Origin of the sequence: Paenibacillus oleatilyticus, assembly GCF_018998565.1 — a bacterium.
Lineage (GTDB): Bacteria > Bacillota > Bacilli > Paenibacillales > NBRC-103111 > Paenibacillus_G > Paenibacillus_G oleatilyticus.
In genome coordinates, this window is sequence record NZ_JAHNZO010000029.1 from 1 (window position 1) to 24383 (window position 24383).

The window sequence follows — 24383 nt, forward strand, 5'->3', positions numbered from 1 at the left end:
GGATTAGAGCGAAGCATGCAACCACCGCCTTGTTAGGATAACAATATTATATCATATTAACGCGGTGAATGGATAAAAAACGGAAACAAAGAAATAGCCTGCTGAGGGTTTCTCAACAGGCTGAGCCGGAAGCCTAAGCCTCCGGCTGTTTTTTTATCCCTCATGTCACATCTTGATGCCCAATACGTGGTCCAGCGGAATAAAACCGATTTCCCGACTGTCTTTGCTGTGATTTCGGTTATCTCCCATAACGAAGATATGGCCCTCGGGGATCGTCCATTTGTGCTCGCCGAGAACCTGCATCGGCTCGTTCAAGTACGGTTCCTCCAGCAGCTCCCCGTTACGGTATACTTTACCGTTTTTGAGCTCCAGGACATCCCCGGGCTTGCCGATGACACGTTTGACGTACATATTCGGGTCCTCGCTCCCGCGAATGAACATCAGCAATGGGTGTTCCAGCACATCGTCTTTGAGCGTGCGCTCCCGTTCCACCCTGCTGTCGATAATAACGATATCTCCGTACTTCGGCGCATAGCGGAACGTATGCGACAGCTTGGATATATAGATGCGCTGTTCGTTGTGCAGCGTAGGGTCCATCGAATGGCCCAGCACAGTGGTCGGTTGAAACACAAAGATGCCGATCACAAGCGTCAGTGCAAAAGCGGCTGCGATGGAACGAACCCACGCCCAAATTTCTTTGATGAGAGGATGCATAAACAACCGCCCTTCCTTTCCGCTGTTCGTATGCAACATAGTATACATGGAAAAAGTATAAACGTCGATCCCCATGGGAAAAATAGTAAAAAGGCTTCAGGTATTCAAAACACCACGGACAGAAGGGGATCGCCATGATGTTGCTCGGCTTTTGGAATCAGTTAAAGAAGCAATTGAAAAAAAAGCTGCGTCTGAAACGCCGTTGGCTGAATCTGGCTGTCGTTTTGCTTGCAGCCGGCTTGTTCGCTGCGGGTGCATGGATGCTGCGCGGTTCGCTATACGATAAGGGGAGCCGACAGGGTCAGGAACAGTCCGTCTTCAGCCGCGCCGTCGAAGTCTATGTGCAGCCGGAGGAAGAAGTGCGTGCGATGGTAAAAGATATGAGCGGGCAAAGGGACGCTTTTGTAAAAAAATCGTATGTTTGCGGCGAAGAGCTGCAGCGGATCGGCATTATGAACGCAGCCGACATTTTGGCCTACCACAAAGCGCATCCGTCGATGACCGTTAGTCTCGGGAATGCAAACCGGGTTTATTTCATCGAGAAAGTGGACGACTTATCCCCGCAGTGCAAAAACAACGCTTATTTCGGACTGGACGCCAAAGGCAACTTGTCGTTGTTCGAAGGGGTGCCGGGGGCGGGAGGACAAAACGTGCTGCGAACGTTTTTTCAACTGAACATCCGGCATTTGGAAAGCAGCTTGCCCCGGGAGACGGTCAAGCAGCTTTATCAGGGGGTTCGGATAAGGGATTTGGCCGATTATAACAGCGTGCTCTCAACCCTGAGCGATTATGCGATAGAAGAAACGGAGAAAGCGATGCAAGTGACGCCTTCTCCTTAGAGGAGAGGCGCTTAATCCCGCGCGAACGATTCAGACAAGCTCTGTCCTATAACGAAATGCGACGAAGTCCGCTGCGCCATTGGAGGCCGGGCGGACTTTTTGCCGTGTTCATGGAAGGGATAATCTGCTATAATGGCAGGTGAATACATATGTTCGCTTCTTGCGGTCCGAGAGCCGCAGTAGGGGAAAGCGAATGGGGGAGTGCGCGTCTTGCGGATTTTAGGCATTGACCCGGGGATCGCTATCGTCGGCTTCGGGTTTATCGATAAACAAGGTCATAAGCTGGTTCCCGTTCAATACGGATCGATCCAGACGCAAGCCGGTACGGAAGATGCCCTGCGGCTAAAACAAGTATACGAGGCGACGGTGCAGCTTATCGAAAAATATAAGCCCGATGCGGTCGCGATCGAAAAGCTGTTCTTTAACCGGAATGTCACGACGGCGTTGACCGTCGGGCAGGCCCGCGGCGTATTGATGCTGGCGGCGGTTCAGCAAGGGCTGCCGATTGCCGAGTATACTCCTTTGCAGGTGAAGCAGGCGATTGTCGGCTACGGGAAAGCGGAGAAGAAGCAGGTGCAGGAAATGGTTAAAATGTTTCTGCATTTATCTGCCGTGCCGAAGCCTGACGATGTGGCGGATGCGTTGGCAGTGGCTATATGCCATGCCCATTCTTCGGGATTACAACAAAAATTGAACGGAGCTTACAAGCGATGATCGACTTTTTAAGAGGGACGGTGGCGCACCGCGAAACGGAATATGTGGTGCTGGACGTACGCGGTGTCGGCTACCGCGTGTTTTGCGCCAATCCGTATGCGGTTGGGGCTGGTAAAGACGGCGAGGAAGTGACAATGTACATTCACTACCATGTGCGGGAAGACGCTCACCTGCTGTTCGGATTTTTGTCCAGGGAAGAGCAGTCGTTGTTCCGGCTGCTGCTCGATGTGAACGGCATCGGGCCGAAGGTAGCTATCGGCGTACTGGCGGGAGGCCGCCCCGAAGTGATTGCGGCGGCCATCAGGCAGGAGAATCTTTCGTTCTTGACCAAGCTGCCGGGTATCGGGAAAAAGACGGCGCAGCGCATGGTGCTCGACCTGAAGGATAAGCTGGGCGCATGGACTTCAGCCGAGGCGGACGGTTCCGGCTTTGGCTTGCCGGAAATTGCTGCGGCAGGACCGACGGCAAATGGCGCTTGGGGCGAGGCGAAGGCGGCGCTGCTTGCGCTGGGCTATACCGAAGCCGAGGCCGATCGGGCGGGGCAAACCGTCAAGCCGAAGCTGAAGGGCGACGAGACGGCCGATGCGGTGACGAAGCTTGCGCTGCAGGCACTGTTTCAGCAGTCGCTGATGAAATAAGCCGTGTGGAAGCTTGACGCGGCAGGCGGCGTCCGCCTTGGCGGACAGCCGACAGGAAGGAGAGGCACAACATGGAAGACCGCATCATCTCGGCGCATCTGATGATGGAGGATCAAGGGATGGAGTTCAGCCTGCGTCCGCGCTATTTGGCTGAATATATCGGTCAGGCCCAGGCGAAGGAAAATTTAAAAATATATATCGAAGCGGCCAAAATGCGCAAGGAGGCGCTCGATCACGTGCTGCTGTACGGACCGCCGGGCCTTGGCAAGACGACGCTTTCGAATATTATCGCCAACGAGCTCGGCGTCAATCTGCGAACGACCTCAGGACCGGCGATCGAACGGCCGGGCGATCTCGCGGCTATCTTGACCAACCTGCAGGAAAATGACGTGCTCTTCATCGACGAGATTCACCGGCTTCACCGAACGGTAGAAGAGGTGCTGTATCCGGCGATGGAAGATTACGCGCTCGATATCATCATCGGCAAAGGGCCGAGCGCCCGTTCGGTGAGGCTCGACCTGCCGCCGTTTACGCTGGTGGGCGCGACGACGCGCGTCGGGCTGCTTTCGGCTCCGCTTCGCGACCGGTTCGGCGTCGTCAGCCGGCTGGAATATTACACGGTCGACGAGCTGTCTTACATCGTCAGCCGCACCGCCGATCTGCTACAGGTACAGATCGTAGGCGAAGCGTCCCGGGAAATCGGGATGCGTTCGCGCGGAACGCCGCGGATCGCGAACCGGCTGCTCAAGCGGGTGCGCGATTTTGCCCAGGTGAAGGGCGACGGCATCATTACGCTTGACATTACGCAGGCCGCGCTGTCGAGCATTCAAGTCGATCCGCTGGGACTTGACGAGATCGATCACAAGATGCTCCGGGCCATCATTTTGAGCTTTCAGGGCGGTCCGGTCGGGCTGGATACGATTGCCGCATCGATCGGAGAGGAAAGTCAAACGATTGAAGACGTCTACGAGCCGTATTTGCTGCAAATCGGATTTTTGCAGCGGACGCCGCGAGGACGAATGGTAACGCCGAGCGCGTGCAAACATCTCGGGCTGCCGATGCCAAGCCGCTCTTAGGCGGAAGCATCGGCGGTTCCGTCAAGAGAGGGGAATCGGCGGTTTATGTATACAACGAAACGGCCGCTCGATCCTATGGGACAAACTCCTGTAGGGCGGGCGGCGCGTCGCATTAGATCAGGAATGAAGGTGCCGGCAGCGCTGCTGCTTGCGGCAGCAATCAGCTTAGCGGGACCGTCAGGAGGCGTGCTGCCTGCCGCTTACGCCGCGGTGTCGGTGCCGAAGCTCGACAATATTCGTGTCGCTTTATTTATCGATACAGGCAAATATGTCAGCCCGGCCGCCGCAGTTACGCTGTCGGCGGACGCCGGTCTGCAGCTCGGCTTGCGCGGGGGGGCCGGGGTGAAGCCCGTCCATCAAGCGTCGGCAAAAACGCCGGTTCGCGTCTATGCGGACGGGTATTACGTGCAGCTGCCGGAGACGGGCGACGTTACGGCCGCGCGTTCGCAGGCGCAGAAGCTCACGGCTGGAGGGACCGCTGCAGGCGTAGTACAGCGCGTGAAGCGCGGCCAGTCGGCGTACCGGGCCTATGTAGGCCCGTTCGCGACGAAGGAAGCGGCCGCGTCGGCCGCTGCAGGCCAGTCCGGCGCGGCCGTCAGCGGACCGCTGCGCTGGAGCGCGGGCAGCTTCGCCGGCGAGGCGGAGGCGAATGCGCAGGCGGTAGCGCTGTCGCAGGCGGGCTTCGATTCCGACGTGGCGCTGACCGAAGCCGGCTACGCCGTGTTCGTCGGCGAAGCCGCGGACAACGCGGCGCTGCAGGCGCTGAAGGCGCAGATTACGGCCGCGCTGCCGGCCGTGGCACTTACGCCGGTGGACGCCGCGCAGAGCTACGTGCTGAAGCGCAGCGAGCTTGACATGGGCGGGGAGAACGCCGGCGGACCGCTAGCGGCCTTTGCTTTTAGCGGTAGCGCGAAGCTTTGGGCCACGGCGGCGGATGGGCAGGGCGGCGTCACCGTTCGCGAGCGGTTCGACCGCGCCTACCGCGGGGGGATCGAGGTGTCCCGGTTCAACGGCAAGCTGGCCGTCGTCAACGAGCTGCCTTTTGAGCAGTATCTCGTGTCGGTCCTCGGCTCCGAGATGAGTAAAGAATGGCCATTGGAAGCGTTGAAGGCGCAGGCTGTCGCCGCGCGTACATTTGCGCTTAAGCAGGGCGTCAAATACCAGATGGCACACGTCACCGACACGACCACGGATCAAGCCTATAAAGGAGTGGCGGGGGAATTCGCAGCCGCGCAGCAAGCGGTGCAAGCGACGCAAGGCGAAGTGATCGTAGATAAGAACGGGTTGATCAATCCGCTGTATTATTCCAATGCAGGGGGGATGACGGCGGCTCCGACCGAAGTATGGGGGAACGAAGTGGCGTATTTACAGAGCCAAAAATCCCCGGACGAAGGCGCTCAAGCAGGCAAGAAGGTATGGTACCGGATCGTTCTGCCGAACGGCAATACCGGCTACATCCACTCCGACTACGCAAGGGCAACAGGGCAAAAAAATCCGGCCGGCTTGCCATATTACGAGTCGACGGCAACCGGCGTGAGCGTCCGCCCGGCACCCTACGTAGACAATGCGACTAACCCGACAGCGTTCAAGGTCGACATCGGAGACCGCTTCGTCGTTATCGGCCAAGAGGTCGAATCGAACGCTTACTCCTGGATTCGCGGCCCATATGATGCGGCGAAGCTAAAGGAAAAGCTTGGCGCGTCTTATACCGGCGGGGCGGTAAACCGGCTTGAAGTGTCGAAGAGAGGGGCGTCCGGCCGCGCAATGGAAGTATCGGCGAACGGACAGCCGCTCAAAGCCGCTTATCCGGATTCGCTCCGCACGATGCTCGGCGGCTTGCCCAGCACCCGGTTTGATATTGAAGAAACGGGACGCTATACTATATTGGGAGCAGGGGGGGCGACGCGAAGCCAGACCTCTGCCTCTCAGCCCGTCGTTGTTGCAGGCAGCGGCGGAAAGGGAAAACAAACCGATGACCAGCTCTTTATGATGGACGCGCAAGGCAAAGTGAAGCTGGCTACGCGGAACCCGCAGTTTATTTTCAAAGGCACCGGCTACGGTCACGGACTGGGGATGTCCCAATGGGGCGCCAAAGGCTATGCCGAGCTCGGTTACGATTACCAGAAAATTTTGCTGACGTATTACACGGGCGTCTCGATTCAGAAAGCCGCTCCTTGAGGTCCTGAGGAACGATGACCGTTCGCAGCATAAAAAAAGTTAATATAAATACGAAACCTACAGAAGGATGAAACGTATCATGCAAGTGGACTTGTTCGACTACCATTTACCCGAATCGCTCATTGCGCAGACGCCGCTTCCGGATCGAACGGCCTCGCGCCTGCTCACGCTGGATAAACGAACCGGGGAAATTGGCCACCATACATTTGAACAATTGGAACGGTATCTTGAGGCGGGAGACGTGCTCGTGCTTAACGATACGCGGGTCATTCCGGCGAGGCTGTTCGGAGTGAAAGCGGACACGGGCGCCAAAGCCGAAGTGCTGCTGCTCAAGCAGCTCGAAGGGGACCGCTGGGAAGCGCTCGTCCGTCCGGCCAAGCGGCTAAAGACCGGAACCGTGCTCCATTTCGGTGGCGGTGCTCCGTCGGAAGCGAACGGAGATCTGGAGCCGCCACTGCTTGTCGCTACCGTCGAATCCGAAGGCGAGATGGGCACCCGGGTGCTGCGCTTCAGCTACGAAGGCATTTTTAACGAGCTGCTCGACCGCTTGGGACATATGCCGCTGCCGCCGTATATTAAAGAGCAGCTTCCGGAGCGCGAGCGGTACCAGACGGTGTATGCGAAGCATCAAGGCTCGGCCGCGGCGCCTACAGCGGGGCTTCATTTTACGCAGGAATATTTGAATCGGCTGGAACAAAAAGGGATACAATTAGCGTATGTTACGCTTCATGTCGGGCTGGGAACGTTCCGTCCCGTCGGGGTCGAGACTGTCGAACAGCACGAGATGCACGAGGAGTATTACGAAGTATCCGCAGAAACCGCCGATCTTGTCAATGCCGTCAAGCGAAAAGGCGGGCGGGTGGTTGCGGTAGGGACGACTTCGGCCCGGACGCTGGAAACGGCAGCGGGCGAGGATGGCATGCTGCAAGCGGGAAGCGGCTGGACCGGAATTTTCATATATCCGGGCTACCGGTACCGCATCGTCGATGCGCTGCTAACCAACTTCCATCTGCCTAAATCGACACTGCTTATGTTGATCAGCGCGCTCGCCGGGCGGGAGAACGTGCTCGCCGCTTATCGCGAAGCCGTCGAGCGGAAGTACCGCTTTTTCAGCTTCGGCGACGCGATGTTCATTCATTAAATATGGAAAAATTGACCGGAAGAGAAAGAAGTGATTGGATTGGCCGTTACCTATGAGCATATCAAGACTTGCAAGCAATCCGGCGCGAGGCTGGGGCGGGTGCATACGCCCCACGGAGTGATCGAAACGCCCGCTTTTATGCCCGTCGGCACTCAGGCTACCGTGAAGACGATGAGCCCCGAAGAGCTGAAGCAGATGGATGCGCATATCATTTTGAGCAATACGTATCATTTGTTCCTGCGTCCGGGCCATGAGATTGTGAACAAGGCGGGAGGATTGCACCGCTTCATGAACTGGGATCGTCCGATCCTGACGGACAGCGGGGGCTTTCAAGTGTTCAGCTTGAGCGAGATGCGCAAAATCAGCGAGGAAGGCGTACAGTTCCGCTCCCATTTGAACGGGGACAAGCTGTTCATTTCGCCGGAGAAATCGATCGAGATTCAAAATGCGCTCGGCTCCGATATCATGATGGCCTTCGACGAATGCCCGCCTTATCCGGCGGAGCACAGCTACGCCAAGCAATCGCTCGAACGGACGACCCGCTGGGCGGAACGGTGTCTGAAAGCCCATGCCCGGCCGAACGATCAGGCGTTATTCGCGATCGTCCAGGGCGGCATGTACGAGGATTTGCGCAAGCAGAGCGCGCTTGAGTTGACTTCCATGGATTTCCCGGGGTATGCTATTGGAGGACTCAGCGTAGGCGAGCCGAAGCATTTGATGTACGAGGTACTCGACTACACCGTTCCTTATCTGCCTGCCCATAAGCCGCGCTATCTGATGGGCGTAGGGTCCCCGGACGCTTTAGTGGAAGGTTCGATCCGCGGCATTGACATGTTCGACTGCGTACTGCCGACGCGCATTGCCCGCAACGGCACCGTGATGACGAGCGAAGGCCGGCTGGTTGTCCGCAATGCGAAGTTTGCCGAAGACTTCGGTCCGCTCGATCCGGAGTGCTCCTGCTATACGTGCCGTAACTATTCACGGGCTTATATCCGCCATCTGATCAAAGCCGACGAAACCTTCGGCATCCGGCTGACGACATACCATAACCTTCATTTCCTGCTGGAGCTGATGCGCGGGGTGCGTCAAGCGATCCGTGAAGACCGGCTGCTTGATTTCCGCGACGAATTTTTTGCGAAATACGGCATCGACGAGAACAGCAAAGGGTTCTAAAAGCCCGGTGAATCCTGAGCGCAGCCGCTTGGGATTCATCGAACTTACCATTTGGTATACATAGAGAAAATCTGTAGAAAGGGGGGAATCAGACAAATGTGGTTAGCGGCAAATGAAACGGCGGCGGCTCCGGGGATCGAGGGATATCTCGTGACTTACGGCCCGCTCGTCCTGATGTTCGTCGTTCTTTATTTCTTACTTATCCGCCCTCAGCAAAAACGTCAAAAGACTCGCAACATGATGCTGAGCAACTTGAAAAAAGGGGATAAGATCGTTACGATCGGAGGCCTGCACGGCACGATCCTGGAGCTTACGGACGATACGGTCGTCCTGCGGGTGAACGACGTCACGAAGCTGACCTTCGAGCGTTCGGCCATTAATACGGTCACAACTTCTGCAGCGGCTTCTGAAGGTAAATAATAGTTCCATTTCGCTTCGCTGCAAACGCAAACAAGCGAGGTCTCATTCCATCCGGATTCCGGCGGGGATAAGAGATCTCGCTTTTTTTGCTTCCGTTCCGTACGGAGGGAGCAGCGTTCGATTGGACCGGCGGTCCGGTTCATTTCTTCAAATTGATGCCGATCATCCCGCCTAGCGCCCCCGCCAGCAGAGCTACCACCGCAAGCCCCAGCATCTCCTTGGAAAAACCTGCATCGTAAGCCAGAAATCCGATCACCCATACGACCACGGTATACATGGCCCCCAGCAGTCCCCCGTGGTACCAGCCTTTGCTGCCGCTGCGTTTACCCGATACCGCGCCCCCCACCAGCATGGCGACTCCGTGAATAAACAGCGTTGCGCCCAGCCAAGATTTTTCCGGAATATTCGTTCCCAGCAATACAAGCGAAGCTAGCAGTGTTCCGACCAGCATGAACGCCACGGCGTACACCAAGCCGGAAAATAAGGGCGAACTTTTCATCATCCCTTTTGACCTCCTGTTACAAGCCATTCTATTTCCCATTGTATGGGCATGTACACCGAAATAGTACAGCTTTTCTTCGGCTGCGGAAGCATCGATCGGTTACCAGCAATTCACCCGCATGACAATCGTTCCCCGAGGCTACAATAGGCATTGAACTGCAATCGGGGAGGTCGAGTCCATGGATCTACTGACGCTTTTTTTTCGCACCATCCTGATCTATGCGATCGTTTTTTTTACCCTGCGCATTATGGGAAAAAGGGAGATCGGCAAGCTATCGGTTTTTGACCTCGTCATTTCCATCATGATCGCGGAAATTGCCGTGTTCGTACTGGAAGATATCAAGAAGCCTTTGCTCGATGGAATCCTTCCCATGGCAACACTGGTCGTGGTTCAGTTGACCATTGCTTTTGTTTCGTTGAAAAACGAAAAGCTGCGCCGCTTGTTTGAAGGCAATCCTTCCCCCATTATTCAGAACGGCAAGCTGAATCGGAAGGAAATGAAGCGTCAGCTATACAATTTGGACGATTTGCTGCTGCAATTGCGAGAGAATAAAGTGACGAACCTTGCGAATGTGGAATTTGCCCTTCTCGAATCGTCAGGCAAGCTGACCGTGGTAGAAAAAAAGCAAGAAACGGAAGCGTCCGGCGAAAAGCCGCCGTCGTTTCGCTACGAAGGACTTCCTTTGCCGCTGATTATGGACGGTAAAGTACAGGACGAAAATTTGACCAAGCTCGGTCAAACCCGGTTTTGGCTCAAGAGCCAGCTTCAAGATAAGGGAATCAAAGATTTCAAGGACGTATTTTTTTGTTCCATCGATCATCGGGGCCGCTGGTTTATCGATAAAAAAAGATGAGCCGGCGCCTCCGCTATTTCACAATCCGTTTGCCAAGCCATAAAATTCGGAAAACGTCATCGCGGTTAATGAGTTTAAGCAGCATGGCGATCAGCAGATAAACGATAACTCCCGTCAGGCAGGAGAAGGCAAAACGCGTAAAGCCGCTGTTGATCCAAGGCGTATACATCACGACATAACTGGCAAAGCCGGCGACGGCCATACTTATTCCGACTTTCAGGAAATCTCCGGCCTGCATGCGAAACTGAAGCAGGCGCACGACACTGTTCCAGTGCAGCAAGGTAACGAGCATGATATTCACGCTGATGGCGACAACTGCACCCAAGATGCCGAATTCCGGACGGCTGGCCAAGAAATAAATCAGCGTCAGCTTAACGATAGACCCGACGAGCGTATTGATCAGTGCGCTTCCGGGTCTTTCGAGCGCTTGGAGGGTCGACTGCAGCGGCGCCTGAAAATAAATGAAAAGCGCCGCGGGCGCCATCATCCGAAGCATCGCCCCGACCCCGGGCTGCCCGTACATATACTGGCAAATGGGCTCTGCCAGCACATACATCAATACGGCAAAGGGGGCGCCCGTCACCAAGGCAAGCTTCAGCGATTGGTGCAGCCGCATATGGATGGTTTTCATGTCGTTCTTGGCCGCCGCCTCGGATAAGGACGGGATAAGCGAGACGGCGAGGGAAAAAGTAAGGGCGCTAGGCAGCATCAGCACCGGAATAATCATGCCTTGCAATGCTCCGTACTGCGCCGTTGCCACGCCGGTTGCCACGCCTGCAACAGCAAGGCTTTGAATAATCAGAATCGATTCGAGAAAATACGAGATGGAGCCGACCAGCTTGCTTCCGGTGACGGGCACGGCTAACTGCAGAAGACTTTTCAGGCTATCGAAGCGGTTGAGCGATCGTCTGGCTCCGGTCTTTGCCCGGTGAGACGCCAGCCGCTGCCACCGGTTATGCCGGTATAGCAGCACCAGAACGAGCAAGGCGCACAGTTCACCGACCATGACGCCGAGCATCGCTCCGGCGGCGGCAAATTCGATGCCGTAAGGCAGCAGCATGAAGGCAAAGGCGAGCACGGTAACGATGCGGACGAGCGTCTCGACCACCTGGGACACTGCCGTCGGAATCATGTCCTGCCGGCCTTGAAAATACCCGCGGAATACGGCCGATATGCCGACGAGCGGGATGATCGGCGTCATACACAGGAATGTGTAATATACCCGAGGGTCCGTGAACAGATGGTCCGTAATCCAGCGGGCACCGAGGACGATGACGGCCGTAAAGACAAAGCTGATTACGGTAGCCAGGGCAAGCGCTACCCGAAAGATCGTACGGACCCGGGCCGCGTTGCCCTCGGCTTCGGCCGCAGCGATCAATTTGGCTACCGCGACCGGAATGCCTCCGGTGACGATCGTAAGAATAACGATGAGAAACGGCCATCCCATTTGATAAAGGCCGATTCCTTCGGGGCCGATCACCCGCGGAAGCGTGATCCGGGGAATGAAGCCGAGGATGCGGTTGACAATGCCTGCTGCAAGGAGGATGAGCGTTCCTTGGATAAATGATTGTTTTGTCAAGGGACCGACCTTCTTTCTTACTGGATGGGCTTGTATTCCCGTGTGTTATTAATGGATATGCATAACCTGTCCAAGAGCATGCAATAATTTTTAGAGCACGCCGCAGGCACAAGCGGCAGGAAAACGCTCGGGTACAGCGAATAGGTACAATAACGAGGCTGCGCACGCGGGAGGGTTGCAAGATGGAAAACGACAGTTGGAAACAGGATCGCAGCGACGGCAAGCGTTCGGATGCCATGGAAGCGGAGCTGGAGCACGCCGCCACCTCCGCTCCGGAAACGGAGGAGGAAACCGGGAACGAGAATACGGACAGCTCGGAGTCCCGGAATCCGGAAGAAGACGGGGCGCGGGAAGCTGCAGCCGAAAAGCCGCTTGCGGAACCGATCCCATATATGGAGCTTTTTTACTCGGAGAGGGAGAATGGCGATCACCCGGAGGATTCGTCGGCGGAGGAGACGGTTTCGGCCCCGTGTTTGCTTGAGGAGGAAGGGGCGGCCGATCCGAAACCGGTCGAGCCTCAGCAGGAGATCGGCTCGGCCTCGGCTCAGGAGAACGACGAGGAGTGCGAACCCGAAGCGGGCAATCTGCCGGAGCTTTGGATGAAGCACATGGAATCGGAACCGGACCCTGAACCGGAAGAAGAGCAGCCTATGAATGATGAGGAGCTCAGCCGGGTAATCGAAGAAATTTGCCGGAGCAAAGCCGAGGAGTTCCGCATGATCGGTTACGAGCAGGTGACAGGAGAGGAAATATGGGAGTGCGTCAGCGACAAATACCATAAGACCGGCGTTCCTCCGCTGCACCGGATCGTCAACGATATTTTATCTTTAAAGGCGACGCAGTTCATGAACTGGATGACCATGAGCATATACAAGGATGCCCATCGCTAGCGACCGGGCTTCTTTTTTGCGCGCGTCTTTACAGAAAGGAAAAAAGAGGCAAATTGACTCGTTTTTCGCACGTAGGTATAATAGGAATATTGAGTATGGAAGGAGACTTTTATGGACATCAAAAGAATCGTCGCTTTTTTCGCTATCGTGCTGATCGTTCTTGCCGCGATCGGAGTGACGAGTCCGCAGCTTGTCAGACAAGTGAAGCTGGGGCTTGATTTGAAAGGCGGCTTTGAGATTCTGTACGTTGTGGAGCCGATTGAGCCCGGGAAGCCGGTTACTCCCGAATCGCTCAAGCAAACCGCGATCAGTCTGGAGAAACGGGCCGATAGCCTCGGGATTGCCGAGCCGGAAGTGACAACCGAGGGAAGCGACCGAATCCGCGTGAAACTGGCCGGGGTTTCGAATGAAGAGGAAGTTAGAAAGATCATCAAAGAGCCTGCACAGCTGACGTTCCGCGGGCCGGACGGCACGAAGGAAATGCTGGGGAGCGACTTCGTAGAGGGCGCTGCCAAAGTCGGCTTCGACCAGCAGAACCGTCCTATGATTTCGATCGAAGTCAAGGATAAAGAGAAATTCCGCAAGGTCACGGAGAAGCTGCTCGGTCAACCGCTTGCCATTTATTTGGACGAGACCCAACTGTCCGCGCCGGTCGTACAGCAGGTGCTGACCGACGGGAAAGCGACCATCTCGGGCAATTATACGTATGACGAAGCCAACAAGCTGAAAGACACGATCAACCTCGGCGCGCTTCCGTTGAAGCTTACCGAGAAATATACGCAGAGCGTAGGCGCTACGCTTGGCCAACTGTCCCTGCAGGAAACGGTTAAAGCCGGCCTTGTCGGTTCCGTGCTGATCCTGCTCTTCATGCTGATCTTTTACCGGATACCGGGCCTTGTCGCCTCGATATCGATCATCACCTACTCCTGGCTGCTGCTCATCGTCTTCGACTGGATTCACGCGACATTGACGCTGCCGGGGATCGCGGCGTTTATTCTCGGTATCGGGATGGCGGTCGACGCGAACATCATTACCGCGGAGCGGATCAAAGAGGAAATCCGCAGCGGCAAGAGCATTCTTTCCTCGATGAAGGCGGGTTCGAAGCATTCGTTCAGGACGATTATGGATGCCAATATTACGAACATCATTTCCGGCTTTGTGTTATTTTACATCGGTAACGGAGCCATCCGCGGATTTGCGCTTACGACGATGCTCAGCATCGTGCTCAGTGTGATCACGAACGTCTTCTTTGCGCGGTTTTTGACCTTGCTGCTCATCCGAAGCAATTTGTTCAAGAAGCCGGTCTACTTTGGCGTAAAGGAGTCGGAAATCCGTGAACTCTAAAACTAAAATACTTTTCGATTTTGTCAAACATCGCAAAACGTTCTATATCATTTCACTTCTCATCTGTATCATCGGCGCCGTCGTGTTGTCGGTCAGCGGTTTGAACTACGGGGTAGAATTCCGGGCAGGGACGTCCATGGACATCTCGGCCGGACAAGCGATGGACAAGGCCAAAGCCGAAGAACTGCTCAAAAGCGTCGGTGTCGAAGCCGGTGTAATGACGCTGGGCGGGGACAACAACAACCGCCTGTCCATGAGATTTAACGATATTTTGCCCGAAGCAACCCAGAAACAGATTCAGGAAAAATTCAAGGCAACCTATGGCAACGGCGTATCGCAGGAAGTCAATACCGTTACGCCGGATATGGCGTTGGAGCTTCGCAATAAAGCGCTCATCGCGATCGGGGTAGCCAGCTTGGCCATTTGTCTCTATGTCACGATCCGCTTCGAGTGGCGGTTCGCGATTGCTTCGATTATTGCGATTCTGCATGACGCCTTTTTGGTTATCAGCGTGTTCGCGATATTCCGGCTGGAAGTGAACTTGCCGTTTATGGCGGCCGTGCTCACAACGATCGGTTATTCGATTAACGATAAAATCGTCGTCTTTGACCGGGTCCGCGAAAATCTGCGCTTTGCCAAGCTGAAGACGCCGGACGATTTGGCGTCCTTATTGAACGACAGTATCTGGCAGACGATGACAAGGAATATCAATACGGTCCTAACGGTATTGATTGCCGCCGTTTGTTTGCTTATACTCGGCAGTCCTTCCATTCAGCTCTTCGCGCTTGCGAAGATCGTCGGTCTGACCAGCGGCGCTTATTCTTCTATCTTTATTGCAGGCCCGCTCTGGTACGATCTGAAAAGCAAATCGATCGACTCGAAAAAGAGCTCTGCAGCGAAAGCGTAAGAACCGCTTTTACCGAAGCCATGGTTCATCTGCGGCCGGCCGCGCGAAACGGCAAGTTTCCGCGGCCTTTCTATCAATCTCATGGAGGAGTGGCCCATGACGGAGGAACGTTACAAGCAAGCGGCTGCGGGCGCATGGATCGGCATAGCAGGAAATCTTGCCCTGGCCCTTCTGAAAGGCGTAACCGGCTATATGGCCAACAGTAAAGCATTAATGGCTGATGCGTTCCATTCGGCGTCGGATGTCGTAGGATCGGTGGCGGTGCTGGTCGGGCTTCGCGCGGCCAAGAAGCCTCCTGACGAAGATCATCCGTACGGACACGGCAAGGCGGAGCCGATAGCGGCCATTGTTTTATCGGTGCTGCTGCTTGTGGTCGGCGTGGAAATCGGCATTTCGGCTGTGAAGTCGATCTATGGCGGCGTGCATGAACCGCCGGAGGGCTTCGCGCTGACAGTGCTCATCTTGTCCATCATTGTCAAAGAAGCGATGTTTCAATACAAGTTTCGGCTTGGGAAGAAGCTGGCGAGTCAAGCCCTGATCGCTAACGCTTGGGAGCACCGCTCCGACGTTTATTCTTCGATTGCCGCTTTTATCGGCGTCGGGGGCGCGATGCTCGGCTCCTATTTCGGAATGGCTTACCTGTATTACTTGGACCCGATTGCGGGTTTGGTCGTCGCGGTCATGGTGCTTCGAATGGGATACCGTTTATTGATGGATTCGGTTCACAGCACGATGGACCACGTACTGCATCAAGAAGATGCGGCAGATTTGCTTGAAACGGTACAGCGCATTAAAGGCGTTATTGCTGTGGATCAACTGCGGGCGCGGGAACACGGCCATTATGTCATTGTCGACGTAAAAATCAGCGTCAATCCGCGCATCTCGATTCAGGAAGGGCATGATATTGCCAAAATCGTCAAGCATACGCTCATGAAACGGTTTCTGCACGTTTCCGACGTGTTCGTTCACGTCAATCCGTACGATGCAGGATATCCGTACAAAAGTACGGATTCGGAGCCTGACGATATGCCCACGCTGCTTCATTAAGAGGAATAGGGGGAACGGCCGTCATGCTTCAGGCGAAGGCAAGATGGAATATCGGCGCGGCAGACGGCAATGCGGCTGAAAGGTTGGCGGAGGAGCTTAATTTGCCGCCGATCATTTCAAGACTGCTCGTTGTCCGGGGAATAACAGATTCCACGCAAGCCGCTCATTTTTTAAACGGAGGAACGGATCAGACGTACGATCCGTTCCTTTTAGATGGTATGGAACAAGCGGTGGAACGAATTCGAAAAGCGATCGATAACGGGGAACATATTCGCATCTACGGCGATTACGACGCGGACGGTGTCAGCAGCACAACGCTGATGGTTCACCTGCTGCGGCAGCTCGGCTGCACGTTCGATTATTACATTCCGCACCGCGTTCACGAAGGCTACGGTCTCAATACCGCTGCGCTTGACGCGGCGAAAGAGCAGGGCGTCGGGCTGATCGTGACGGTCGATACCGGCATCAGCGCCGTGAAGGAAATCGCGTATGCGAACGTTCTGGGAATCGATGTCATCGTTACGGATCACCATGAACCGCCGGAGGTGCTCCCGGACGCTTACGTATTGATCAACCCGAAAAAGCGGGGTTGTCCATACCCTTACAAGCAGCTTGCAGGGGTAGGCGTCGCGCTTAAGCTCGCACAAGCGCTGCTCGGCCGTTGGCCCGAGGAGCTGCTGGAGTTTGCCGCCATCGGTACGGTAGCCGATCTCATGCTGCTGACGGACGAAAATCGGATCATCGTGAAGCAAGGCTTGGAACGAATGAGAGCGACATCGAATTATGGTATTCGATCGCTGCTGGAAATAGCCGGCGTTCCGGTTCGGGAGGTATCCTCTACGCACATCGGGTTTGCCCTGGCGCCCCGCATTAATGCAAGCGGCCGTCTGCTCAGTGCGGACACGGCGGTAAGGCTGCTGACGACCACGAGCGAACAGGAAGCGGATCAGCTGGCATTCGAGCTGGATCAGCTGAACAAGGAACGGCAGCGCATTGTCGACGAAATGGCCAAGCAGGCCGTAGACATGGTCGAAAAACGCAAAGCGGACGGCGGACTGCCCGATGCTATCGTACTGGCTCACGAAGAATGGAACGTTGGTGTGATCGGCATCGTTGCCTCCAAGATCGTCGACCGGTTTTACCGGCCGACCATTATTTTGGGCATCGATCCGGAAACCGGTATGGCCAAAGGCTCTGCGCGTTCGATCGCCGGCTTCGACATGTACCGCGCCTTAACGCACTGCTCCGATATCATGGATCATTACGGCGGTCATCCGATGGCGGCGGGCATGACGCTTGCAAGGGCACATTTGCCGGAACTCGGTCTTCGGTTGGAGCAGCTGGCGAAAGAATGGCTGACGCCGGACGATTACATACCGCAGCTGGATGCGGATCTGGTCTGCGATTTCAGCGACGTAACCTTGGAAAGCATCGGACAACTGGAGCGGCTTGGACCGTTCGGGATGGGGAATCCGTCTCCGCGTTTCGTGTTCGGCGATCTTGCTTTAAATGACATGCGCACGATGGGCAAGGAGCAGCAGCATTTGAAGCTGTCTCTCCGGTCTGCGCAGGACGAGACGGCGGCCGCCATGGATGGGGTCGGATTCGGCAAAGCTTCTTTGGCGGAATGGATATCGCCTTCGGCACAGCTTGAAGTGCTCGGGGAGTTATCCATCAACGAATGGAACGGAGTACGCCGTCCGCAAATTATGATCCAGGACGTGCGCGTGCCGGAAATACAGCTGTTCGATTGGCGAGGGGCTCCGAAGCCGGAAAAGAAGCTGGCGGAGCTGTGCGAACGGCTGGAACGCCATCATTCGGGGCAGCATGGCTCTTTGCCTGCCGTCATCGTATTTGGAGAGGCGGTTCCGGCTCCGCTCCAATCCCCTTCTGTTCGATACACGTTGTGGTGTGCCGACATTCACGGCCGCTTTCGGCCTGTGAACGAGCGCGCAGAACTTACGCCGTTATCGGAGGCTTTGGACGTGTTTATTTACTGCCTCCCGCAGAGGATGGAGCAACTGCACGCGCTGGCCGCCGAAGCGTCCTCTGCACAGCGCTATTACGCAGCGTTCGGTGGCACCGAAGAGGATAAGCAAGGCAGCGTCATGCCGGGCCGTGAGATGTTCAAGGCCGTATACGGCGCCGTCATGGCGCTGCGGCCGGAAGTTGGGAGCCGGTCCACAGCTATCCAGGTTGTTCAGGCGATTGCGAGACGTTGCGCACTCTCGCCTCATCTCGTCCTGTTTATATTGGACGTGTTTACCGAGCTCGGCTTGATCGAGCCGGAAGGGGAAGGATACAGGGTTGTACCCTCCTCCGAGAAAAAAGATTTATCTGCGTCGCTGCTTTACCGCAGCCGTTCGAAACGGCCGGACGTAGAACAGGAGCTTCTGTACTGCTCAGCAAAGGAGCTTCGTTTGAAGCTTTTGAGAGGACAGGAACCAAACCATTCCACGATGGAGGAAATTGTATGAACTTCAAAGACTATATTCGCGTTATCGAAGACTTCCCGCAGCCGGGAATCAGCTTTAAGGACATCACGACATTGCTGAGAGACGGCCAAGCCTATAAAGCCGTTATTGATGAGCTTGCCCGCCGCTTGAAAGACAAAGAGATCGATTGCATCGCCGGACCGGAAGCGCGCGGTTTTGTGATCGGCGCGCCGCTCGCAATCGCACTGGGAGTCGGCTTCGTCCCGATCCGCAAAAGCGGAAAGCTGCCGGGGGCGACGATTGAAGCGGATTACGCACTGGAGTATGGCAAAGACAAGCTTGCGATGCATAACGATGCGATTGCTCCAGGACAAAAAGTACTGATCGCCGACGATTTGCTGGCCACGGGGGGTACGATTGCAACCTCGATCAATCTGGTCAAGCAGTTGGGCGGAGAAGTGATGGGAGCGGCTTTCCTGATCGAGCTTTTGGAGCTTAACGGACGGGAGAAGCTGGACGGGATCGAAGTATTTTCGCTTGTGCAATATTAATATTCGCAGAAAAGCGGCCTAGGGGAAAAAATTCCTTGGGCCGCTTTTTTAAGCTTAGGGCCGGTGAACCGTTTTGACATGATCGATATGCATGAACATCGACGCGCCGCCGGAAGTAATGACTTCGATAATGGGGGTGTCGACGGTTTTTAACAGGCCTATCTCGCCAGGGTTTTCTCCCAGATTTAATACGACGAACTCCCCCTCTAATTTTTTCAATTGTTGATCGATCGTTCGCGCCAGAGCCATGGTTGGTGTGCTGACCGGAAAGGAAGTCGGATTCATGGCATAAGGTGTTGTGTTCGGACTGTAAGGAATCAAATATTTTAAATGCCGCATAGCGATCAAAACGGAATGAAAAACCGGCGATTGAAAGACAAAAAAATCGTTCATGATGCTCGTGACGTATCCGTGAATCGATTGATTCCCTGTTATATACAGTTCGGTAAACATTCCTTTGGCGTTCATTAACACTTTTCGATACGATAAATCTTGGGACGGTTCCCATGAACTCCCCGAAAATTCCACAACTGCCTCTTGCTTGGCGGAAAGAGTCATTTGCTGCAGATGCAGGAGCGGGAGATAGAGAAACCTTTCCCCATCGTGAAGTACCATAATATCGCTGCCGATATCAATGAATAAACCACGGACACAATCCCTTTTGCCGGAGACGGACAATTCGACGTACTGGTTGATATACGAGCGCATCGTTTTCATATGAAACACCTCCTTATAACCTTTTTGCAGTACTTAAGCGAAAACGATGTCCCCCAAATGGCCGCCCGAAGCTGTCGGACGCACCGGTGGCTGCAGGCTTGCAGTGCCTTGTCCGCGGCTTAAGTGAAAAAAGGATCTTTCCACAAGTTAAACCCTTGTGATTTCTCACTGTGATTACCGCTGCGGTGACTGCGATTACTGCGGTCACTGCGGTCACTGCGGTCACTGCGGTCACTGAGGTCACTACGATTCGTGTGGCTGCGACTGCTCTTGTTGTTTACATTGCCGCCTGATTTTGCGGTTGCATTTCCGCTTGCCTTCCCGTTTTTATTTCCGCTTTTAACTCCACGACTTTTTAGTCCGACGGTAACACTCTTAATTTGGAAGAGAGGGACGCGAATAAGTTCGTTGTTGATAATGACGATAAGATGGTCCGATGTGACATCGGAAATAATGCCTTCCAGTTTTTCCTGACCTCCCCGGTTAATCTTCACGAAAGTGTGGCGAAGCTCTTGCAGCAAATCGTTAAAACTGGAGGCTTTGATGTGCGTCGTGACCGATCCGATCGTCCCCGAGCTTTTTTGGTTGGGGGACTGCAAAATGCTCTTCACATGACTCGTATTTACATAGACGGCACCATCTTCTGTACTTAGGGCCACATAGTTGGAATGAATTCCGATCAATTTACCGGTAATGGCATCCGGACCTCTCCCGTTAATTTTTACCTCTGAACCGATCAAACTTTTAAACGTGCTATGTTCCGCCATGATGAATTCTCCTCCGTGTAATAATATTGTGGTTTTTCCGATGATCTGAATAGATGCCCTGCCGACGGCTTCTGACCGAATCGCCAACTTACCGCAGGGGCACTAACCTCCTTTCATTTGTCGATGGAGTTGATTTGTAATTTATTTATATGTATCTCGCATCATTCGGTATAGTCTGAAATCTAGTTGTCTTTTACTTTCCGCTAGTATCTTGAGGTCTGGCCATGGTATTGGTAGATTTGGGAGACAAGGAGAAAGTGCGCTTTTTCAAAAATTAACGTTTGTTCATGGCAACGCTGTCACCGCCAGCATAATCTAAAACTATCAGCGGCCGGAGCTAGCGTTAATTGGCGTCAAACACCATAGACGTATGCAGACAAGGCGATCGCCGTGACTGAGCTGTTTACAGACGCATACGGTAAAGTAACACAAAAAGCCTATCCTCAAGGATAGGCTTTTTGCTTTGTAGAGAAAGGCGGAAGGTCGATGTTTGCAGAACTGCCTGTGAGACACGTGCTAATTGGCGAGCCGCAGTTGAAGCAGCTGCAAAAAAATGTATGGAGCAACCGCTTCGTTCAAGGAAGCATGGTGTCCGAGGGGACGAAAAAGGAGATCAGGGTTCGCTACCGGGGCGGACATACGCGCGACTACCCGAAACGTTCCTACGAAGTAGTTCGCGGCGGAAAGACGTATCATTATAATGCCGAGTACGACGATCCTTCAATGATTCGGAATGCTTTGTCGTTTCGGTTTTTCGAGTGGATCGGGGTGCCTTGTCCTCAGACCAGACATTGTTTACTGCGGCTCAACGGCCAAAATTTAGGGGTGTATCTGGAAATCGAAGGGGTCGACCATTATTTTTTCCGAAGACGGGGAATCTCGGTTCAATCGCTATTTTATGCCGTGAACGATAATGCGAACTTCAGCTTGTGTGCGAACGATTCGAGCCGCAAAAAATCCTCTTTGTTCTCAGGCTACAAGCAAATGATCGGATCCTCGGATGACCGGAGCAAGTTCACATGGTTTATCCGCAAGCTGAATACGCTCGGCTCGGACAGCTCTAGAGCGCTGTTATCCTATCTGCAGCTTCGCTTGGACATCGACAATTACCTCCGCTGGTTGGCAGGCGCCGTTTTAACCGGAAATTATGACGGCTTCGATCAGAACTATGCCATATACCGGCACCGAAAATCACAAAAATACCGGATCATTCCATGGGATTACGAAGGCACCTGGGGGAGGAACTGCTTCGGCAAACCGTGCGGCAGCGATTTGGTGCGCGTAACGGGCTATAACCGGCTGACACGTACCTTGTTGAAATTTCCTGCCGTCCGGAGCAAGTATAAAAAGCTGCTTGCGGCTATGCTGAACGACCCGTTCACAGTAAGAAAAATCATTCCCGTCGCCCACGCCATGCACAACGCGATAAGGCCTCATGTGGTGCAGGATACGGCCCGCAAATGCTCGGTTTCCGAGTTCGAGGGCGAAGTATGGATGATTCGCAGGTACATCGAAGAACGCCGAAGGCTCGTAGCCGATGCGCTGCGGGATTTGTAGCCGTTAGCGTACGCGGAGCGTGTATAATTGTCCGTTTTGCGCGTAATATGTCGGTTTGTCCCGCAAATTCTTGACGCAGCCCCCGGTTCAAGGGCATAATGGATTAAAATCGAATTAAGGGAATGGATGAACGGATGGGGATAGAGCAGCTTCTTGCGAAGGCATCCACATATGTGAAAGAAAATGACCTGAAACGAATCCGGGAAGCTTATGAATTTGCGGATCAGGCGCATTACGGCCAAGTGCGCAAATCCGGAGAGCCCTATATATTGCATCCGCTTGCCGTAGCGGACATTTTGGTTAACATGCAGATGGATACGACTTCCATCATTGCTGCGCTGCTCCATGACGTGGTGGAGGATACGACGGTATCGCTTGAAACGGTGCATGAAAAGTTCGGCGCTACCTGTGCGATGATCGTCGACGGACTCACCAAACTCGAGAAAATCAAATTCAAGAGCAAGGAAGAGCACCAGAACGAAAACTACCGCAAAATGTTCGTCGCCATGGCACAGGACATTCGCGTCATTCTTATTAAATTGGCGGACCGTCTGCACAACATGCGAACGCTCAAGCACCAGTCGGAAGAAGCGCAGCGGCGCATCGCGGACGAGACGCTGGAGATCTTTTGCCCGATCGCGCATCGTCTGGGGATATCGGCGATCAAGTGGGAGATGGAAGACATTGCCCTGCGATACTTGAATCCCCAGCAGTATTACCGCATCGTGAACCTTATGCAGAAGAAGCGCGCCGAACGGGAGCAGTACTTAAGCGACGTCATTGCGTCGGTGGGCGAGAAGCTGCAGGAGATGGGGATCGACGGCGACATCTCGGGAAGACCGAAGCATATTTACAGCATTTACAAGAAGATGACGGTGAAAAGCAAGCAGTTCAATGAAATCTACGATCTGCTGGCGCTGCGGATCATCGTCGACAATATTAAAGACTGCTACGCCACGCTGGGGATCATCCATACACTGTGGAAGCCGATGCCCGGCCGCTTCAAAGATTATATCGCCATGCCGAAGCCGAACATGTATCAATCGCTGCATACGACGGTCATCGGTCCGAAAGGCGAACCGTTGGAAGTGCAGATCCGCACGTTTGAGATGCACCGTACCTCGGAGTATGGGGTCGCCGCGCATTGGGCCTATAAAGAAGGCACGTCCGTCCCGTCAGGCAGCTACGAAGACAAGATGCATTTTATCCGCGAAATTCTAGAGCTCCAGAACGATACGCAGGATGCGCAGGAGTTCGTCGAGTCGCTCAAAATGGACTTTTTCTCCGATCTGGTGTTCGTATTTACGCCGAAGGGGGAAGTCATCGAACTGCCTGCGGGCTCGGTCCCGCTCGACTTTGCTTACCGGATTCATACGGAGGTCGGGAACCGTACGATTGGCGCCAAAGTCAACGGTCGCATCGTCCCGCTCGATCACAAGCTGAAAACCGGCGATATTATCGAGATTTTGACGTCCAAGCATTCGTACGGCCCGAGCCAGGATTGGGTGAAAATTGCTCAATCGTCGCACGCCCGGACCAAGATCCGCCAATGGTTCAAGAAAGAGCGCCGCGAAGAAAACGTGCTCAAGGGCCGCGAAATGATCGAGCGCGAGCTGAAGCGGCTCGGCTACGACGTTCCTGCGCTGACGAAAGATGACGAGATGCTGGAGGTCGCACGAAAATTCAACTTTAACGAAATCGAGGACATGCTGTCGGCCGTCGGCTTCGGCGGCATCACCGCGGCCCAGATCGTAACGCGTCTGACCGAGAAGGTTCGCAGGGAAGCGGAGGAAGCCCAGCAGCAGGCGATGCTTACGTCCGAGGTTAAGGAAATGAAAGCGCCGGTGTCGGATAAGGAGCGCAAAGGCCGTCCGACAGGAGGGGTCCGGGTCAAAGGAGTGGACAACCTGCTTGTGCGGTTTGCCCGCTGCTGTAATCCCGTTCCGGGCGATGTGATTATCGGGTATATTACGCGCGGGCGGGGGGTATCCGTTCACCGCTCGGACTGTACGAACATTCCTTCGCCGGAATGCAGCGAAGAAGGGAATCGCGTGATCGAGGTGGAGTGGGCGGACAACATCGAGGCGAATTACAATGTCGAGATCGAAATAACGGGTCACGACCGGCGCGGACTGCTGAACGAAGTGCTGCAGGTCGTGTCGGAATGCAAAACGGTCATTTCCGCCGTTTCCGGCCGCTCGGATAAAAATAAGATGGTGGTCATCCACATGACGATATTGATCCGCAATATCGATCATCTTCATTCGGTCGTAGAAAAAATCAAGCGGATCAAGGACGTATATTCGGTACAGCGCATTATGCAGGCTTAAAGGCGCGGAAA

Annotated in this window: 22 protein-coding genes; 17 read left to right on the forward strand and 5 right to left on the reverse strand. The window is 54.5% G+C overall.

The genetic code is table 11. The features are described 5' to 3' along the window. Nucleotides 1-165: 165 nt before the first annotated feature. Nucleotides 166-714 carry a signal peptidase I gene (lepB, locus tag KQX66_RS28375; RefSeq protein WP_216796221.1) on the reverse strand — a complete coding sequence of 183 codons (549 nt, stop codon included), beginning with the start codon at nucleotides 712-714 and terminating at the stop codon, nucleotides 166-168. Nucleotides 715-848: 134 nt separating this feature from the next. Between lepB and KQX66_RS28380 the strand changes: the two genes are divergently transcribed. From KQX66_RS28380 to yajC, 8 genes are all read left to right on the forward strand, one after another. After that, on the forward strand, nucleotides 849-1553 hold the full coding sequence (locus KQX66_RS28380; RefSeq protein WP_216796222.1) for a BofC C-terminal domain-containing protein: 705 nt from the start codon (nucleotides 849-851) through the stop codon (nucleotides 1551-1553). Nucleotides 1554-1763: 210 nt separating this feature from the next. Then, nucleotides 1764-2267 carry a crossover junction endodeoxyribonuclease RuvC gene (gene ruvC, locus KQX66_RS28385; protein ID WP_036689929.1) on the forward strand — a complete coding sequence of 168 codons (504 nt, stop codon included), beginning with the start codon at nucleotides 1764-1766 and terminating at the stop codon, nucleotides 2265-2267. Next, on the forward strand, nucleotides 2264-2905 hold the full coding sequence (gene ruvA / locus KQX66_RS28390; protein WP_216796223.1) for a Holliday junction branch migration protein RuvA: 642 nt from the start codon (nucleotides 2264-2266) through the stop codon (nucleotides 2903-2905). The genes ruvC and ruvA overlap by 4 nt, the downstream gene beginning before the upstream one ends. Before the next feature lie 71 nt (nucleotides 2906-2976). Continuing rightward, nucleotides 2977-3981 carry a Holliday junction branch migration DNA helicase RuvB gene (gene ruvB, locus KQX66_RS28395; protein ID WP_010498666.1) on the forward strand — a complete coding sequence of 335 codons (1005 nt, stop codon included), beginning with the start codon at nucleotides 2977-2979 and terminating at the stop codon, nucleotides 3979-3981. A gap of 45 nt (nucleotides 3982-4026) precedes the next feature. Next, entirely contained in the window at nucleotides 4027-6159 is a 2133-nt protein-coding gene (locus tag KQX66_RS28400) for a SpoIID/LytB domain-containing protein (RefSeq protein WP_253957494.1), read from the forward strand. A 79-nt stretch (nucleotides 6160-6238) separates the two neighbouring features. After that, nucleotides 6239-7300 carry a tRNA preQ1(34) S-adenosylmethionine ribosyltransferase-isomerase QueA gene (gene queA / locus KQX66_RS28405; RefSeq protein WP_216796224.1) on the forward strand — a complete coding sequence of 354 codons (1062 nt, stop codon included), beginning with the start codon at nucleotides 6239-6241 and terminating at the stop codon, nucleotides 7298-7300. A gap of 33 nt (nucleotides 7301-7333) precedes the next feature. After that, nucleotides 7334-8473 carry a tRNA guanosine(34) transglycosylase Tgt gene (gene tgt / locus KQX66_RS28410; protein WP_216796328.1) on the forward strand — a complete coding sequence of 380 codons (1140 nt, stop codon included), beginning with the start codon at nucleotides 7334-7336 and terminating at the stop codon, nucleotides 8471-8473. 96 nt (nucleotides 8474-8569) lie between these two features. Further along, on the forward strand, nucleotides 8570-8893 hold the full coding sequence (gene yajC / locus KQX66_RS28415; protein WP_216796225.1) for a preprotein translocase subunit YajC: 324 nt from the start codon (nucleotides 8570-8572) through the stop codon (nucleotides 8891-8893). A gap of 139 nt (nucleotides 8894-9032) precedes the next feature. Here the strand turns inward: yajC and KQX66_RS28420 are convergent, their stop codons facing one another. Then, nucleotides 9033-9395: a TIGR04086 family membrane protein gene (locus tag KQX66_RS28420; RefSeq protein WP_253957495.1), complete on the reverse strand. Its 363-nt coding sequence runs from the start codon at nucleotides 9393-9395 to the stop codon at nucleotides 9033-9035. 178 nt (nucleotides 9396-9573) lie between these two features. Between KQX66_RS28420 and KQX66_RS28425 the strand changes: the two genes are divergently transcribed. After that, nucleotides 9574-10248: a DUF421 domain-containing protein gene (locus KQX66_RS28425; protein WP_216796226.1), complete on the forward strand. Its 675-nt coding sequence runs from the start codon at nucleotides 9574-9576 to the stop codon at nucleotides 10246-10248. 13 nt (nucleotides 10249-10261) lie between these two features. On the opposite strand, the gene spoVB is transcribed toward KQX66_RS28425, so the two are convergent. After that, on the reverse strand, nucleotides 10262-11827 hold the full coding sequence (gene spoVB, locus KQX66_RS28430) for a stage V sporulation protein B (RefSeq protein WP_216796227.1): 1566 nt from the start codon (nucleotides 11825-11827) through the stop codon (nucleotides 10262-10264). Between the two features lie 182 nt (nucleotides 11828-12009). Between spoVB and KQX66_RS38030 the strand changes: the two genes are divergently transcribed. The 6 genes from KQX66_RS38030 (at nucleotide 12010) to KQX66_RS28460 (ending at nucleotide 19001) form a co-directional block, all read left to right on the forward strand. Further along, nucleotides 12010-12717 carry a post-transcriptional regulator gene (locus KQX66_RS38030; RefSeq protein ID WP_306665896.1) on the forward strand — a complete coding sequence of 236 codons (708 nt, stop codon included), beginning with the start codon at nucleotides 12010-12012 and terminating at the stop codon, nucleotides 12715-12717. Between the two features lie 111 nt (nucleotides 12718-12828). Then, nucleotides 12829-14061, forward strand: a complete 1233-nt coding sequence (secD, locus tag KQX66_RS28440; RefSeq protein WP_216796228.1) for a protein translocase subunit SecD — start codon at nucleotides 12829-12831, stop codon at nucleotides 14059-14061. Then, complete coding sequence (gene secF, locus KQX66_RS28445; RefSeq protein WP_216796229.1) at nucleotides 14051-14968, forward strand: protein translocase subunit SecF; 918 nt, start codon at nucleotides 14051-14053, stop codon at nucleotides 14966-14968. Before secD ends, secF begins: the two co-directional genes overlap by 11 nt. A 96-nt stretch (nucleotides 14969-15064) precedes the next feature. Beyond that, nucleotides 15065-16015 carry a cation diffusion facilitator family transporter gene (locus tag KQX66_RS28450; protein ID WP_216796230.1) on the forward strand — a complete coding sequence of 317 codons (951 nt, stop codon included), beginning with the start codon at nucleotides 15065-15067 and terminating at the stop codon, nucleotides 16013-16015. Nucleotides 16016-16038: 23 nt separating this feature from the next. Beyond that, entirely contained in the window at nucleotides 16039-18492 is a 2454-nt protein-coding gene (recJ, locus tag KQX66_RS28455; RefSeq protein ID WP_216796231.1) for a single-stranded-DNA-specific exonuclease RecJ, read from the forward strand. Continuing rightward, nucleotides 18489-19001, forward strand: a complete 513-nt coding sequence (locus tag KQX66_RS28460; protein WP_216796232.1) for an adenine phosphoribosyltransferase — start codon at nucleotides 18489-18491, stop codon at nucleotides 18999-19001. Before recJ ends, KQX66_RS28460 begins: the two co-directional genes overlap by 4 nt. A gap of 54 nt (nucleotides 19002-19055) precedes the next feature. Here the strand turns inward: KQX66_RS28460 and KQX66_RS28465 are convergent, their stop codons facing one another. Together KQX66_RS28465 and KQX66_RS28470 are read right to left on the reverse strand one after the other, a co-directional pair. Next, nucleotides 19056-19718: a YwrJ family protein gene (locus KQX66_RS28465; RefSeq protein WP_216796233.1), complete on the reverse strand. Its 663-nt coding sequence runs from the start codon at nucleotides 19716-19718 to the stop codon at nucleotides 19056-19058. 119 nt (nucleotides 19719-19837) lie between these two features. Beyond that, nucleotides 19838-20485: a hypothetical protein gene (locus tag KQX66_RS28470; RefSeq protein WP_216796234.1), complete on the reverse strand. Its 648-nt coding sequence runs from the start codon at nucleotides 20483-20485 to the stop codon at nucleotides 19838-19840. Between the two features lie 486 nt (nucleotides 20486-20971). On the opposite strand from KQX66_RS28470, the gene KQX66_RS28475 reads away from it, so the two are divergent. Beyond that, complete coding sequence (locus KQX66_RS28475; protein ID WP_216796235.1) at nucleotides 20972-22042, forward strand: CotH kinase family protein; 1071 nt, start codon at nucleotides 20972-20974, stop codon at nucleotides 22040-22042. Between the two features lie 134 nt (nucleotides 22043-22176). Next, nucleotides 22177-24372: a RelA/SpoT family protein gene (locus tag KQX66_RS28480; RefSeq protein WP_127461949.1), complete on the forward strand. Its 2196-nt coding sequence runs from the start codon at nucleotides 22177-22179 to the stop codon at nucleotides 24370-24372. The last annotated feature ends 11 nt before the right edge of the window (nucleotides 24373-24383 follow it).